9 protein-coding genes and 1 pseudogene are annotated in these 16974 nt (G+C 42.1%); 4 read left to right on the top strand and 6 right to left on the bottom strand.

The window, feature by feature from the left end; translation table 11 throughout:
* Window positions 1-14: 14 nt before the first annotated feature.
* The 3 genes from UH38_RS22500 (at window position 15) to UH38_RS22490 (ending at window position 6302) form a co-directional block, all read left to right on the top strand.
* Entirely contained in the window at window positions 15-1409 is a 1395-nt protein-coding gene (locus tag UH38_RS22500; protein ID WP_045056957.1) for a sensor histidine kinase, read from the top strand.
* Window positions 1410-1554: 145 nt separating this feature from the next.
* Window positions 1555-3888, top strand: a complete 2334-nt coding sequence (locus UH38_RS22495) for a glycoside hydrolase family 31 protein (protein WP_045056944.1) — start codon at window positions 1555-1557, stop codon at window positions 3886-3888.
* Window positions 3889-3986: 98 nt separating this feature from the next.
* A complete protein-coding gene (locus UH38_RS22490) occupies window positions 3987-6302 on the top strand; it encodes a hybrid sensor histidine kinase/response regulator (protein WP_045056943.1) in 2316 nt (771 codons plus the stop codon).
* Between the two features lie 225 nt (window positions 6303-6527).
* On the opposite strand, the gene UH38_RS22485 is transcribed toward UH38_RS22490, so the two are convergent.
* From UH38_RS22485 to UH38_RS22465, 5 genes and pseudogenes are all read right to left on the bottom strand, one after another.
* Window positions 6528-8168: a tetratricopeptide repeat protein gene (locus UH38_RS22485; RefSeq protein ID WP_045056942.1), complete on the bottom strand. Its 1641-nt coding sequence runs from the start codon at window positions 8166-8168 to the stop codon at window positions 6528-6530.
* Window positions 8158-9444, bottom strand: a pseudogene (locus UH38_RS28380) (P-loop NTPase fold protein). Before UH38_RS28380 ends, UH38_RS22485 begins: the two are co-directional and overlap by 11 nt.
* A 54-nt stretch (window positions 9445-9498) precedes the next feature.
* Entirely contained in the window at window positions 9499-12246 is a 2748-nt protein-coding gene (locus UH38_RS22475; protein ID WP_052672526.1) for a family 10 glycosylhydrolase, read from the bottom strand.
* Entirely contained in the window at window positions 12246-13562 is a 1317-nt protein-coding gene (locus UH38_RS22470) for a TIGR03279 family radical SAM protein (RefSeq protein ID WP_045056941.1), read from the bottom strand. Before UH38_RS22470 ends, UH38_RS22475 begins: the two co-directional genes overlap by 1 nt.
* A 35-nt stretch (window positions 13563-13597) precedes the next feature.
* Window positions 13598-14554: an undecaprenyl-diphosphate phosphatase gene (locus UH38_RS22465; RefSeq protein WP_045056940.1), complete on the bottom strand. Its 957-nt coding sequence runs from the start codon at window positions 14552-14554 to the stop codon at window positions 13598-13600.
* A 260-nt stretch (window positions 14555-14814) separates the two neighbouring features.
* Between UH38_RS22465 and UH38_RS22460 the strand changes: the two genes are divergently transcribed.
* Window positions 14815-15549, top strand: coding sequence for a DUF3120 domain-containing protein (locus tag UH38_RS22460; protein WP_045056939.1), 735 nt, complete (start codon window positions 14815-14817; stop codon window positions 15547-15549).
* 48 nt (window positions 15550-15597) lie between these two features.
* Here UH38_RS22460 and UH38_RS22455 read toward each other — a convergent pair whose 3' ends face one another.
* Entirely contained in the window at window positions 15598-16512 is a 915-nt protein-coding gene (locus UH38_RS22455; protein ID WP_045056938.1) for a diacylglycerol/polyprenol kinase family protein, read from the bottom strand.
* Between the last annotated feature and the right edge of the window lie 462 nt (window positions 16513-16974).

Here is a 16974-nt window from a genome sequence, read left to right as displayed (position 1 = left end):
CGCCGCCTATGAGTTTGTTGTGTGTTAACCAATTACTAACGCTAGAGTTGTTTGGCAGCTTACCGCAACACCGTCTGGAATGGATATGCGATCGCGTTAAAGAAATCAATCTCGCCGCCGAGCAAATTTTAGTGCGCGAAGGCGAAACAGGAATAGGGTTTTTGCTGCTTTTTTCTGGACGCATCAGTATCACTCGTCATTATGATGGAGTAGAAGTTCCTGTCGGACAGCACCAAGCACCTGCTTTTTTTGGGGAAATTCAAGTGCTAACAGATGAACTCGTACCTGTAACGCTGCGTACCCTCACAGACTGTACGATCTACCAACTATCGTGCGCGGACTTTTTGGACTTATTGCACTCTTGTCGAGAGTTTGAGCGCCAAGTATTTTTAATTAGTCAACAACGGATGCGCGGACTAGAATCGTTTTTGCGTACCCGTGAAAAGATGGCAGCACTAGGAACTTTATCTGCTGGACTTGCCCATGAATTGAATAATCCTGCGGCGGCTGTAGTTCGTGCCTTAGAAGATGTAATTCCGGCTTTACTCGAACTACAACGCATGAATTTAGTTACTGGACAACGCCAACTTGACCCCGACCACATCCAGGAATGGATTCGCGCCCGCGACGAGGGATACAATGCAATATTGCACGATCGCGTTGATACCATGACCCTGAGCGATCGCGAAGATGCCTTACTCGACTGGTTAGAAGACTACGGCATCACCGATGCCTGGAAGTTAGCAGAACCCCTTGCCGCAGGCGGTATTGAGGTGGAAACACTCAACACCTTAAGCGATCGCTGGCGCAACGATCCTACAGAAATGCGCGAGATGGGCATCCGTTGGCTGGCGCTATCTTTTGATGTCATGAGTTTAATTTCCACTGGTTCGCGCGGTGCAAAGCGAATTTCCGATCTAGTCCAAGCAATGAAGTCTTATTCCTACTTAGATCGAGGCGTACAACAGCTTGTAGATGTTCACCAACAACTCGAAGATACCTTACAACTGTTTGCTTACAAACTCAAACAGGGTATTGAGATTCGCCGCGCTTATGACAAGTCAATTCCTCAATTTATGGCGTATGGCAGCGAACTAAACCAGGTATGGACAAATCTACTCGATAACGCAATTGATGCTATTGCTGGCAAAGGGACAATTAAAATGAAAACGATTAGGCATAGCGATCGCCTAGAAGTGCAAATAATTGATTCTGGATTGGGAATTCCGCCAGAAATTAGTTCGCGCATTTTTGAACCATTTTTTACCACCAAACCAGTAGGCAAAGGTACGGGATTAGGGTTAGAGATGGTGCGCCGCATTGTCGAAAATCGCCATCGCGGGACGATCTCCTTTTCCTCCAAACCTGGAGAAACTAAATTTACTGTCTGCTTGCCAATAGCTGCTTAATCGTGCCTAAAAAAGAGTAAATCAGCGCTTAACGCTGATATTTGGCGAATGCAGTTATCCAGCAAAATTAACTTCTAGCGATGGGTTGATTTTAAATGCAACTGAGTTTGAAAAGATAGCATCATGTCTTCACACTTGGTACAGTATGCCTCAATACTTCGGACAATTAGAGACAACCGAGCAGCCTTGGCTAGCAATAGGTGCAGTTCAAACTGTAGAACGCGATCGCCAAAATATGCGCTTCAAGTGTGGAGATGCTTGCCTAATAATTACCGTAGTAGCAGCCAACCTAATTCGGGTGCGTTTATCACCCACAAGTGAATTTACACCGCGCCGTTCGTGGGCGGTAGCAATAGATGACGAGCAATGGGCGATCGCACCTTTTGAAGTTACAGAAAAGAGCGAAACTATCCAAATTACTACAGAGCAAATCAAAGTAGTTATCAACCGCGATCCTTGCAAAATTAGCTATTACGACTCAAAAGATCGCCCCTTTGCTCAAGATGCAGATATGAGTATGGGTTGGCGGATGGGGACAATTGCTGGATGGAAGAAAATAGAAGCTGAAGAACATTTCTACGGTTTTGGCGAACGCACAGGTTTATTGGACAAGCGATCGGAACGTAAAACCAATTGGACTGTAGATGCGCTTGATTTTGACGTACTTAGCGATGAAATGTACGTAGCAATTCCTTTTTTTATGGCTTTGCGCCCAGAAGTTGCTTACGGAATTTTCTTTAATACTACATTTTGGAGTCAGTTTGACCTCGGCGCAGAACATCCAGGAACTTGGCAATTGCAAACCTGCGACAAACAACTCGATTACTATATTATCTACGGTCCACAGCCAGCCCAGATCCTTGCTACTTACACTCAACTTACAGGCAGAATGCCTTTGCCGCCAAAGTGGGCGATCGGTTATCATCAGTGTCGCTGGAGTTACGAATCAGAAGAAGTAGTGCGCCAAATTGCCCGTGAGTTTCGCACTCGCCGCATTCCCTGCGATGTCATTCACTTCGATATCGACTATATGCGCGGCTACCGCGTCTTTACCTGGACTCCCAAGCGTTTCCCCAACCCCGCTCAATTGGTAGGCGATTTAGCCAAAGATGGTTTCAAAACAGTAACTATCATCGATCCAGGCGTAAAGTACGAACCAGAAGGCGATTATCATGTCTTCGATAGCGGATTGAAAAATGACTACTTTGTGCGTAAAGCTAATGGTCAACTTTATCATGGTTACGTTTGGCCCGAAAAGTCAGTATTTCCCGATTTTTTGCGTCCTGAAGTGCGTCAGTGGTGGGGAGACTTGCAACAAGCCCTCACTAGCGTCGGTGTCGCAGGAATTTGGAATGATATGAACGAACCAACCGTTAACGATCGCCCGTTTAGCGAACCTGGAGAAAAGGTCTATTTTCCCCAAGATGCACCTCAAGGTCCCTGGGATGAGCGGACAACCCACGCTGAAGCGCATAATTTGTACGGGATACACATGGCTCAAGCTTGCGCTCAAGGGTTGGAACGGCTACGCAATGGCGATCGCTCTTTTGTCTTGACGCGCTCTGGTTATGCTGGCGTGCAAAGGTGGTCGTCGGTATGGATGGGCGATAATCAGTCGTTGTGGGAACATCTGGAAATGTCTTTGCCGATGTTGTGCAACATGGGCTTATCTGGGGTTGCTTTTGTTGGTTGCGATGTTGGTGGTTTTGCTGGCAATGCTACGGCGGAATTATTTGCGCGGTGGATACAGGTGGGGATGCTGTACCCGTTTATGCGCGGACACTCGGCTATGACTACAGCCCAACACGAACCTTGGGTATTTGGCGATCGCACTGAAAGTATTTGCCGCGAATATCTCAATTTGCGCTACCAATTATTACCCTACTACTACACGCTATTTTGGCAAGCAGCAACTACGGGTGCGCCCATCTTACGCCCGTTGGTTTACGAGTTCCCCAACGATCCCAAAACTTATGCTCTTTACGATCAAGTGATGCTCGGTTCCTCAATTATGGCTGCACCTATATATCGCCCAGGAATTGAACATCGGGCTGTATATTTACCTGCAGGAACTTGGTACGATTGGTGGACGGGCGAAGCGCTTGCAGGACAAACTCACATTTTGGCACACGCACCTTTAGAAAAAATGCCTTTATACGTCCGTGCTGGCTCGATTATTCCCATGCAGCCTGTGATGCAATATGTAGGAGAAAAAGAAGTTGAGTCATTAACTTTACGCGTCTATCCAGGTACAGGAGAATTTACTATGTACGAGGATGACGGTAAAACTTTCGATTACAAACAAGGTGCTTGGGCAACTACTACTTACAAAATTAATGCTGATGGACAGCAAAATGATTTGGAAATTAGCGCTAGAGTTGGCAGTTGGCAGCCATCACCAAGGCAAGTAGTTATAGAGTTTGGTCAAGAAATATTGCGATTTAATGATGATGGTACAGCACGTCATCATCGCTTCTAGGCACAAATCTTAAGATTTTATTATAATTCTCTATATAATTGTAAATTAAGTTAAGTAGCTTGTGCTACTTACTTACAGCAGCCTAAAAATAGGGGAATATGCGGACTAGCACTGAAATTAAGGCAGAAATAGAGGAAAAATTTGGCTTCTTTCCGCCATTTTTCAGTCCAGCACTACAAAATCCCCAAGTGCTAGAAAATTTGTGGCAGCAAACGCTGATTGCCTATGTAAATAATCCTTTGTCTGCGGTATTCAAAGAAAAGCTTTCTGCTTACCTGTCGCGTTTTTGCTCTGTTCCTTATTGCATGATCTGTCATAGCTGTACCTTGCGCCCTTTGGGATTAGATGCCCATGAAGTTTTAGCACTACTAGAATCGCCACCGCCAATAGAAGAAGAGATTGAGAAACATCTAAATATTCTGGCAACTCATCCTAGTTTGCTGACAGAATTACCTCCAGCACATTCAGAGCTAGAAGAAAGTTTACTAATTTGTTCGATATTTATATTTTTAGAACGAGAAGATGCTGATGATTACCGTACTGAACTACGCCGCATATTAGGCTGGGACAATTACCAGCATTTAGCAGCATTTGCGGCTTACGTCAAAACTTGTCACGTCTGGATGGAAGCAAACCCAGAAGTTTCTTACGAAGCAGACAAACGAGTACAAGACAATTTTGCGGCATTGGTAGAACAAGAGCCAGCTTTAGCTGAATTTTTCCGCACGTATAAAGAAAGAGTCAAGCGCGAACGTTTAAATCGGCAGATAGCGCAAGCAGAACTTGCCGAACGGCGGCGGAATATGGCAATACTGCGCGAAAGCGAAGATAGATACAGAAGGTTAGTAGAATTGTCACCAGACACGATCTTGATTCAATGCGAAGGTAAGATCGTGTTTATCAATTCTGCTGGGGCTAAATTGTTGGGTGCAAATAGTCCAAAACAGTTGATTGGCAAATCGGTATTGAATTTTGTTGCCGAAAGCGATCGCCCTATAGTCCAACAGCGTATAAACCAGTTACAAGTAGGAAAAGCCGTACCTTTGATTGAAGAAACGTTTGTGCGGCTTGATGGTACAACTGTCAACGTGGAAGCAGTTGCTTCTCCTTTTACTTACCAAGGTAAACTAGCAGCGCAAGTAGTTGTACGCGATATCAGCGATCGCAAACAAGCAGAACAAGAAAAAATTGACTTGTTGGCGCGAGAACAAGCAGCAAGAGCAGAGGCAGAAAAGGCAAATCGTTCTAAAGATGAGTTTTTAGCTGTAGTTTCTCACGAACTGCGATCGCCACTAAATGCCATTATGGGTTGGGCAAAGCTGCTAAGATCGCGCAAGTTTGACGCAGCTACTACAAATAAAGCATTAGAGACAATCGAGCGCAATGCTACCGTCCAAAATCAATTAATTGAGGATCTATTAGATATATCGCGGATAGTTCACGGCAAAATTAAACTCCAACTTTGTCCTACTGATATAGCAAATGTTATTACTGCTGCGCTCGATACCGTACATCTGTCCGCTGCTGCTAAAGATATTCAGCTTGTATCTCAGTTAGAGCCTCATAACTTAGTAGCAGGCGATGCCCAACGCTTGCAACAAATAGTTTGGAACTTGCTTACCAATGCGATTAAGTTTACACCCCAAGGCGGACTTGTCGAAGTACATCTCAGGGTAATTAGCGGACTATCCCAATGCGTGCAAATTTCTGTACGCGATACAGGTAAAGGGATTGCACCCGAATTTCTTCCTCATGTCTTCAACCGCTTCCAGCAAGCAGATAGCACGAGTACGCGATCGCATGGTGGTTTGGGATTGGGGCTTGCGATCGTGCGTCAATTAGTAGAAATGCATGGCGGTACTATTGATGTTGCTAGCCCAGGAGAAGGACTAGGGGCAACATTTACAGTCAATTTGCCTTTACTAAAGGCAAGGTGTGAGGATGCACAACAGCCTACTATTGTCCTAAATTCAGCCCTCAATTTAGAAGGTTTGCAGATACTTGTCGTCGATGATGAAGCTGATATCCGCGATTATGTAGTTACGGTGCTAGAACAATTTGGCGCACGAGTAACTTGTGCGACTTCTGCTGCTGAAGCTTTAAATGTTTTGCAATCGACGCAGTTAGATATTTTAGTCAGCGATATTGGTATGCCTCAAGAAGATGGCTATACGCTGATTCGTAAGGTGAGATCCTTAGCCGTACAAAATGCTCAAATAATAGCGATCGCTCTTACTGCCTATGCTAGAGAAGAAGACCGCAGCCATGCTCTGCAAGCAGGCTTTCAAGCCCATCTTACCAAACCTGTTACACCTACCGAGTTAGTGACAACAATCGTCAACTTAGCCAAAGCGAAAGTTATAGCAGGTAAAAAAACTAGCGAAAATGTCGCCGTTAAAGTTCCAAACAATTAAGCGCCGAACTAGAAATAAAATGCGCTCGCAGCTTCTAGCAATTATTTTTGCTGCAATACAATGCGATCGCCATATACAAGCGATCGATCTAAAGTATCTAACCGATTCGACCAGACTTTAAATTGATAAGGATTTTTAACTCGGTGAAAGCGCATCCAGTTATTGAATTGTGGATTGACAAGCGATACTGCTTCGTGCCGTATATCAAGGGGTTGTGTAGCAAAATTAAACCTCTACATTAGCAATACTTATGAAGAGGGTGTCCATATTTTTACGTATAGTAATAGTTAGTGGATTGTCTACTGCTAATTCTTGTTCGCAAATTTGTAAGGCTTGTGAATATAAATTTGTTGCTTCTTGGTAGTGTCCTTCAGCTTGATAAATTAAAGCTAAATTATTCAAAGTAGATGCAATATGGGGATGTTTTTCTCCTAGTAGTTGTTGCCCTAGTTTCAATGCTTGCAGGAACAGAGGTTTTGCTTCTTCATAACGACCTTGATAGTAATAAAATAATGCTAGATTGTTTAGGCTTGCAGCGACTTCAGGATGCTCTTTCCCTAACAAGCGAATTCTAATTTCTAATGCTTGCATATATAAAGGTTCGGCTTCTTCGTAGCGACCTTGAGCTTGGTATAGTCGTGCTAAATTATTGATATTAGCAGCAAAAGCAGGATGATCTTCTCCTAACGATTTTTGATTCGTCTTTAAAGCCAGCGAATACAAAGATTCAGCTTCTTCATAGCGACCTGTATCGTAGTATAATAGTGCTAGATTGTTGAGACTAGCAGCAACATCAGGATGATCTATTCCTCTTAATTGCGTAATCATTTCTATAACTTGTTTATATAAATCTTCTGCTTCTCGATAACAACCTTGAATGCGGTAAAGTCCTGCTAAATTATTTGAGACAGCAACAATATTAAGATTCGCTTCTGGCAAACCTTCCTTATTCATAATTTCTAATGTTTTTATATATAGAAATTCTGCTCTTTTATATATTCCTTTAGCTTGGTATAACAAGGCTAAATTATTGAGTGTACTAGCTAAATCCAGAGACTTACTTAGTTTGGTTTGCAACTCAGCAGCTTTGTGAAAATACTCAATTGCTAAATTTTGTTCTATTTGATAGTTTTGAGCTTCGCTATTTTCTAATCGTCTTTTATATATTTGTCCTACTCTAGTGTATAGAGTAGCTAAACTAGGATCTTCTACTCCTCGCTGTTGCTCTATATATGCAATTAAAGCTTTTAAGTCCTCAATTGGTAGAAAATAAGGATTATCTTCATTAATATCTGCCAAATTTTGATCTTCTAAATCTATACCTAATAGATTAATATGCTTTCCTAAAATCGCATTTGTCTTTTTACTTGCAAATCTAAACACACCTTTACGCCAACTCCAAAAATCAGGAGCTTTTTTGCTTAAATTTACTAACATTTGGTTTGTTACCCATAAAACAATAGGATAGGAAAATTCTTGTAAAGCTTCTCGCGTCCATTGTAAGTAACCAAAGAAAATTTCTTGTTCTGACTTTTCAGCACCAAGTTTGAGAAAATATAGCTGTTCTGTACCTGTTACAGTTATGACAGCTTTACCACCAGTTTGCAGATATTCATTATTTTCTACTAATTGAGCGATCGCAGTCTTTAAGCTTGGCTCTCCTCTTTGTATCGTTAATTTAAAGTTACGAATATCTGAACTTAATGCACTTTCATATCTCGTAATTATCTCTTCTCTTAAATTGCTATCGTCGCAAACAGCAATTAATATGCTCAACATCCCGACACTAACCTCAATCGAGACTAGCAAATCGTCATAACTATCTTCGTTATTAATTTCTACATTAGTTGAGGTTTTAGCTACCATTAATCAAACCTCTATCTCTCAAAATTTCTACAATTATGGGGTGAACGTCATACCAAATCTGCCTGTTGCGATACTCTAGAATATGTAGACCATGCAGCAATTCTAAAAACTCAGATTGCTTGGGATCTTCCGGCATATATTTATTATATACAACTTGCAAAATTCCGTAATCTACTCTCCCTAAAGGTAAAGTGTAGTCATTTCTTAAATCATTTATTGCTTCTTCTAAAATCGCATCATCAATAAGTACATCTCGATGACGACGAATAAGCCGCAAGCAAATTCTACAACATTCATTAGTAATTCTGATTAATTCTCTTAATACTCCCCCACTATAAATTATCAACTTTTGTTGAGCCTCTGCTGTTATAAGTTTCTCATCTATCCTTTTATTTAAAATTTCACTAAATAATTTAATTACTTCATCTCTGGGGATTGCTCCAGCTAGGCGGCTATCTCCTTTCGGAAATAACTTTAATACTGGCATAGCAACAACTTGGTCATTTGTTTCGGCTTCAATAATCGGCTTTAAAAATTTATCTCTTAAGGCTGCGATAGGAAATGTGTATATTATATTGAAAAGCAGGTAGACATAAGGCTTTAATATTATCTTTGTAGACTTCATTAACGACTCCTAACTCTAACTTATCTAAATCGTCAATTATTACAATAATTTCTTTTGATGTTGCAACTTGAATAGTTGCAGCAATTTCATTTATTCGAGCAATTAAGTCTGTTATTTTCTTTGAAATTTAAGCTTAATTTCTTCACGGATAATTGCATCAGCTTTCAGTTTTCCAGCAATTATTTTAAATAGATCGAAACCAACAGAAGTTTCAGCACCTATAGTATCGATTTTAGTCTGAGTGTGTTCGGCAAACCATTGATGGAAGGTATCTTTCGCTGATTTAGATATTTGCAATTTATGCTCTTCGGCTGCTTGCATCAAATTAATTGCAATAGCAAACAAAATATTAATATGGTTGACATCTGACATTTCAATAGTGTTAGCTATCGAAAATAACACTACAAAGTATTTAGTCTCGCACTGTTTGCTAAATTCAGCTAATAAAGTAGATTTCCCACAACCTCTATGCCCAGTAAACATAATCTTACTATCGGCTGCTGGGCTATCTTCTACTAATTGCTGCAATTCTTCAATAACTTCGTGGCAATAGTCTACTCTAAACTTATCTAATTCGGCTTGATGTATTAATGGTTGCAGTTCTAAGTTTCTATAAGCAGTCTGAAAAGACTCAAACAATTGATTGTTCATCTAGCTGTACTGACGATCGCACTTCTACCATAAGCTAAAATGCGATCGCCTATCTTAACGCTTATTTTCAGCTACAGGCGGTAATTTTTGCTGCAAAACAATGCGATCGCCATATACTAACAATCGATCTAAAGTATCTAACCGATTCGACCAGACTTTAAATTGATAAGGATTTTTGACTCGGTGAAAGCGCATCCAAGCTGTAAATTGAGTTTCAAAGTCAAGTAAAGCCGCCTTAGCTACAGTTAACCGCCTAGCACTAGGACGATCGGCAAGTTCATTTAAAGCTTCTTCTAAAACTTGCGCCTTAGCATTGAAAGACGATCGCCCAGTATTTGGTAATACTAATTGATTATTTTCTGCTAGATAACTCCATTCTTGCTGCAATGCCATAAATCGAGCCGCCGCAGTGTGAAAAGGCTGACGATAAGGAATCGGCTCTTTTTCGTTGCCTTGAGTCCGCTGGAAGATTGTTTGCAAGTCGCCATCAAGATTTTCGGCTGCAAATAGCGCGTAACCGCTAATTGGTAAATCTCGTGATAGCTGAATTTGATCGACTGCTACAGGCAAAGATAAGTTGAGCAAGCGAATTCCTGGTACTACTAGCGCCGAACCTAATTTAATCGAACCAATCCAAGGTTGAGCTAGGCGTTGGAACCGATAAGTATCCAGCGCGTAAGTCATGGGAATAACTAAATCCACATCACCGCGCCGCGCCCAGACTTCCCAGTGCTGTTGGAGTTTTTGCAAGCGTTCGGCTTCAGAAAGCGGAAATACAGCAACAGATGTAATTATGTTAGGGCGCTTGGCTTTTAACTGCCGCGATACTTGGGCGACAAAAGAATCAATTTGCTTGGTGCGAAAATCAGTCCATTTTTGCCACAAAACGCGATCGCGCGGACTAATTTTGGTCGGATCTACCCCAGTTAATTGCTTAAACTGCTGCCTTGCTGCCCTACCATAGCCGTAGGTGCGATCGGCGCTAGGATCTTGAAACGGATAGCGAATGTAATCTAGTTGAAAACCGTCGATATCGTAGCGGCTAGCAATCTCGTCGTACAAATCGAGTAAATACTTACGTGCTGCTGGATTTGCCGGATCTAAAAATGGTTTAGCTTGCCCGTAAGGAAACAAACTGCCTCGATTATCATAACTTGCCCAATCTGGATGAGCCGAAATTACTGGTCCTGGATAGTTCGCAGGCAGATTTAAAATTTTGTTATGGCGTTGATTGCCAGCAGCAAAAGCCCACACCCAAGCGTGCAACTCCATTCCTCGCTGGTGAGCTAGTTTGACTCCAGAGGCTAAAGGGTCCCAACCTCTAATTAAAGGATTAGATTGCGGTGCGACTTTGCTGGGGTAGATGGGATAACCTGCGTTGACAGTTTCGAGGAAAACTGTATTAATTCCCGCCGCTGCTAGCTTGTCAAATACTTTTGCAAGTCCCTGTTCGGAACCAGCGCGGACGATTGTACCTCGATCTAACCAAATTGCTCTAATTTCACTTTGCGCTAATGGGCGGTCTGTAGGGTAGTGTTTCCACAATAATTGAGAAGCTTTGAGCCATTCTTGCCTTGCGGCTGTATAGTTTCTCGCTTTAACTAGCTGCGGTAATCTTTCCGCTATTTTTTTAGCATCTATTAAAGCTTGCGTAGTAGGTTGGGGTACTGCCCTAATTTTAGAACTAGCTATTTCTGTTGTGGAGACAGGACTATTACCTCTAGAATTTGCTGCTAGCTGGGCGCTCTCAAATCTACCAATGAGGTTATTTAATTCTTGTTGGAGGGCAAAAGCCTCGACGCTGCTAATGGGCGCTTTGGAATTAGGAGGAACTAAACCTCTGGGTGCTAAACGATCTATAGGCTCGTCTAATTGATTTCTTGTGGCATTTGGAACTCGATTTATCGAACTTCCAGTAGCAACTGATTGAATTAAATTTGAGGAGTTATTATTTTGCCAAGTGGGCTTGACTTGGGTTTGGTTGGTGCTTTGGGAGACGGGTGTAGCTGATGCTATGCTACCGTTGCAATTTTTGGGGTTGGGAATATTAGCATTAGTTGCTAGCTTAACGTGACGACTGAGGGCTGCACGCAACCAATTTGTATCAAATTCTGGATTTGCTGCGGAAGTTGCTCCCCAATTCCAACCTAAAATTGTGGCTCTTTCTGTGGTGACAACTGCGGAAGGGGTGTCGCCGACTTGCCAGATAGCAGCCGTTTGGCTAGTAACGCTGGTAGGAACTACTGCACCTCCCCAAGCTGTACCGCCTAACGAGTCGCGTACCCATTGCTGATGGTTAGTTTTGAGTGGTTGCAGTTTTGATGGCGATCTAAAACCGTAACCCCAATATGCGCCTAATAGCGATCGCAAAAGTTGTCTTACGCCTGGCTGACTTTTATCGCCAACTGCGCCGCTAGTAATTACTTTGCCGCCTCGACTCACCCATGCTTCTAAGGCGATCGCTTGAGCGGGTGTTAATGTCTCTACTCCAGGCAAAAATACCACTGGGCGATCGCTCAAGTCTGTTGCACTTCTAACATCTACTAAGTCAATGATGCAATAATTAACTCCCGATGCTTGCAAGCGCTTACTAATGCTTGCCCACTGACTCGCATTGTCGCCGCTTCTAACTACTCCTAATACTTCTTTTTCTGCTGCTAGTGTTGGCGATGAGACTAAAAAACTAGAGGCAACAGGTAACAAACAGCAGGCAATAGATAAGATTCTATTGTTTTTTGGCGCTTTAGCAAGAGCCGATCCCGACTTCGGTCTCAGTACGGTTAAACTGAATTTTATAGGCATTATTTAATACAAGTCTCGATTAGCTCTTCAACTCCTCGGACGGGCAAAATCGGTGTACTGAGTTTCCAACCTAGTTCTGCAACTGTCATGTCGTCTAAAAAACAAGTATCGCCATGCTTAAGCATCATAGCAGGTAGCAGGACTCCATTACCCAAACTCTTCTGTTGTAAGCCGAAAAATAAATCTTGTCCAGTTAATAAGCCTGTAACGGTGATGCTTTGTCCCCAATAATTGCTACACAAAGCAATCATGTTTACTTCTAACCCTTCAACTTGATTTAGGCGTTGCAAGATTGGTTGAAATGCTTTTTCGACAGCGTTACCTACTACCCAGGTAAATTTGCGCGGGGTTACGCGATCGGGTAATTTTTGAGCAGCCATTTGAAATTGCTTGAGAAAAGAACGAATCGAACCTACGCCGTTGTCTATTTGCGGATAGTTTTCGTAGTGCGATTCGGGGGGTAGTTCTTCCCCAGCAATTAAGAACCATTCGTCAGCTAGCCAAGCAAATGTAGATTTTAAGGAAGTACGGAATTTTGCTTGCAGCGATCGCACTTGCTCAATTACTTCGGCGGCTTTTTCGGGGGTGACTGGTATGAGTTCGTCTTGGCTGGGGCGAAATTTGGTTAACCCTACGGGTACTACGGCTACCGATGCTACTGCGGGGATTTCGCCTTTGTGGAATGCTGCTAAGTCTTGCAGGGTTTTTTCTAAATGGATGCCGTCATTGATTCCTGGGCATACTACTACTTGAGCGTGTATTTGCAGCCGCTTTTTTTGGAACCATTTTAGGTGTTGCAATATTTCCCCAGCGCGGGGGTTTTTGAGTAGTCTGGTTCTAATTTCTGGTTCGGTAGCGTGTACGGATACATATAAGGGCGAGAGGCGCATTTGCTCTATTCTTGCCCATTCTTTTTGACTGAGGTTGGTGAGGGTAAGGTATGAGCCGTAGAGGAAGCTGAGGCGGTAGTCGTCGTCTTTAAGGTACAAGCTTTGTCGTTTGCCTGGGGGCTGTTGATCGATGAAGCAAAACGGACAGTGGTTGTTGCACTGGATCAGGCTGTCGAATAGGGCTGTATCGAATTCTAAGCCTAATCCTTCGTCGTAGTCTTTTTCGATCTCGATGTGGTGGGTTTTTCCAGTTTTGTCTACTACTTCTAGTTCTAAGAGTTCGTCGGCGCAGAGGAATTGATAGTCGATTAGATCGCGGGGAGGTGTACCGTTGATTGATACGATCGCATCTCCTGGTTCAAAGCCCATTTCGGCGGCGATGGTGTTGGGCAGTATTTTAGTAATTTTGGCTGGATTGGGGGGCATAGAGGAACAAACCGCAGAGGACGCAGAGAGGAGTTTTAGAGGTTTGGTAGGAGTTTGGTGGCGATCGCACCTAAGATTGCTGCCCCGAATGCTAGTCTGTACCAGACGAATACCCAGGTGTTTTGAGTTTGCAGGAAGCGTAGTAACCAGGCGATCGCTAGGTAGGAGAAGATTCCGGCTGATATTACTCCTACTACTATTGTAATTATGCCTTGGTTGCTTATTCCTTGTTCTAATGCTCCTTTTAGTTCTACTATTCCAGCTAGAGTGATGGCTGGTATGCCTAAAAGAAAGGAAAATCTGGCGGCGGCTGCTCTTTCTAAGCCCATGAATAAGCCAGCAGTTAGGGTGGAACCGGAACGGGATACTCCTGGGATTAAAGATAAAGATTGTGCTAATCCCATTAATATGCCGTCTTTGAGAGTTAGATGTTCAAAGTCTCGCGTGCGCTTGCCTGTTTGTTCTGCTAGTCCTAGTAGTAGGGACATGACTATGGAAGCGATCGCTATTGCCCCTAAACTGCGTATGGGTGAGTTGTCGAAGTCTGGAATCAATGCTTTTATTAGTAGTCCGCAAAATACTATGGGTATTGTTCCGAGGATAATGCCGATGGCTAGGCGCAAGTCGTAAGATTTATAGTTTTTTTCTTGGAGTGCAGCGATCGCTCCGGTGGTAATTTTGCTTAAATCGCTCCAAAAATACCACAGTACAGCGGCTATACTCCCTAGTTGAATTACGGCGGTGAAGGCTACTCCTGGATCTCCCCAGCCTAGTATTATTGGTACTACTTTGAGGTGGGCGGTGCTGCTTATGGGCAAAAATTCTGTTAGCCCTTGCACCATCCCCAGAATAATGGCTTGAAATATGTTCATTTGCCCTGTTGCTGGAGCAGTGTTTGTCTGACTAATTACTTTTACAGGTAATGAAATAACTGCCAAAGCTGTTGTTCCTGCACCAATCAGCATCAATGTTCTATTTCTAAGTGAAGCCATAATTCTGTTTTTACTTATATGTAGCCATGCCTAGTTCAAGTTAAAGCGTGAAACACTTCCATCCCAATGTAAAGTACAAGCCAAAAAAGCAGGTTAAAAGAAAGTAAATTCCCCTTGTCTCCTACCCCCTGTAGTCCCTTTTATCTCCAATCTATCCGCAATCCCAATAATTAAGGTATTATAAATATGCCCCTGGGGGGGATCGATGTCATGCTATCTTTAAGTAAGATTAAGTTAAGTTAAGTATATTTAATAATAGGTTGGTAAACAATACCTTGTCTTCTTACACCGTCTCTACCACTCCTATAGAGCCAGTTACTAACAGCAGTTCTGCTGCAAGTTTGGCGTGGAAAGTTGGCTCTAAGCAAGCCTGGTTAGTTTTTGTCGCAGCAGTTTTTTTGGTAACAGTACCAGTATTTGTTGAAGCGCCATTAGTGCGATCGCATCCAGGGCTGAGTTTGACGCTCACTGCTGGCTTGGTATGGCTAAGTTATAAGTTGATGGATAAAACAGCTACTTATACTTGGGGCGATTTGTTACTCGGCTTTAGTTGGAGTTGGCTGGCTGGCTCAATCTACTGGGGTTGGCTGCGTTGGGAACCCTTGTTGCACTTGCCTGTAGAGGCGATCGCTTTGCCGTTTGCGATCGTTTGTCTCCGGCGCGGCTGGGGTAAGGTAGGCAATTATTTTTATTTGGGTTCTTTGCTGGGTACGGTGCTAACGGATGTTTATTTCTACTTGGTAGATTTAATTCCCTGTTGGCGGCAAATTATGCGTGTAGATGCCGATTTAGTACCATCAGTCTTACAAAGTGCTTTAGTGCAAGTGCAAACACCTTGGGGGCTAAGTTGGGCAATACTACTAGCTAGCGTGCTATTAGTTTGCGGTATATTGCCTTTACGTTCTGGGCAATTGCATTGGTGGGCGTTTGGTGGTGCAGTTTTGAGTACGATTTTAGTAGATAGCTTATTTTTGGTAGCAGCGATCGCAGCTTAAGCAATTTGGCTTTCAACTTCTGACAAGCTAATATAAGATTTTTTGCCTTTAGAGGTGAATAACATAAACGGCAAATATCAGGCAAACTAGGGCATTTCCTACAGGAATGAAAAAGTTGTCTGTACTTCTAGGGGCAATTAATTCAATAGTAGATGTAGTCGCTGCCACACTTAAGCAAAGCAACCACCACTCCGCAGGCAAATTATTTAATGAAACTACTAATAATAAGGGCAGCAAGCTTCCTAAGAAAACTGAAACTGTCCCTAACACAGATTTTCTATTAATTTGCCCAACTCCCCATACTCGTATTTTTTGTTTTCCCCAAATAGTCCCAATAATTTCACCTAAAGCATCACCTATAATTAAGGGCAAGAAGATAAAGAAAGAGAAAAATATTAAATTATCTTCATTACTTATATTTTTTCTAGCAATATATTCTATAAAAACTAAAACATATAAATTTAAAAAAGCAAGTTGAGCAATAAAAAAATTCTTTCTCCCATCTAGTCCATCCCGAATCCTGCTAGTCGCACCATACATTATTCCAGCCAATCCAAATACTTTATTTGAAGAATAACTGAGGCTGCAAAGTGCAATTATAAGTAGACTTTTAACAAAAGCAGCTTGCCACGCTATTCGAGTATCTTGAATAACTAAATTCAAGAAGACTAAATGCCATATTCCTGAAAAAATGTGGAGCAGCTTGCGAGATAACCCGTCTGCAATCCGAAGATTGCGATCTCCATATTTATTAACAAAATAAGCTAAATTAAAATTGTTTTTGCGGCTAGAAAAAATGACTTCTTTATCTTTTAAAGTTACACCTAAGCGGCTAAGAAGATGCCATTTGAAATAAGTCAGCAAAGGATAAAGAATAAGAATATCTAGGGAAAGTCCTATACAGTAAGGCAAAATTTTGAGATCGAAATCGAAATAGCTAGCTAAATAAGAGAAAAAGTTCATATACGTAAGAATTCTATTTCTATTGCATAACCATTTCTTTACCATTATTTAACCAAATTAGCTAGCTCGGCAAAAAACTATACATTTTGCATTAGTGAGTAACTTTGACGAGAAAAGTAGGTGGATTGCTAATTTTCCGACTGCTTTCCTACTTCTGTATCCAGTTAAATTAAGCACCTAAATAATTAGGGTACTGATAGTAAAACAAATTAAGAAGAAGATTTCTATTTCTATTAGGACTTACACGAAAACTATTTGAAGATTTAAGATTTCGTTCCTGCGTGTCTTTTGTGTTCTAGATGCTAACGCCTAACGCCTACGGCTTCCTGCACTGGCGCTTCGCTAACATGGTTCGTTCCGTCACCTATGCGAAGGATGCGATCGCAACTACTCAATAGAAAGTTGTAGAACCGAACAAATAGTTTATCTTTTTTAAATTCGTGCATCTATCTACAGGTATAG

Source organism: Aliterella atlantica CENA595, from assembly GCF_000952155.1.
Lineage (GTDB): Bacteria > Cyanobacteriota > Cyanobacteriia > Cyanobacteriales > Chroococcidiopsidaceae > Aliterella > Aliterella atlantica.
This window is presented reverse-complemented; position numbering and strand designations above follow the sequence as displayed.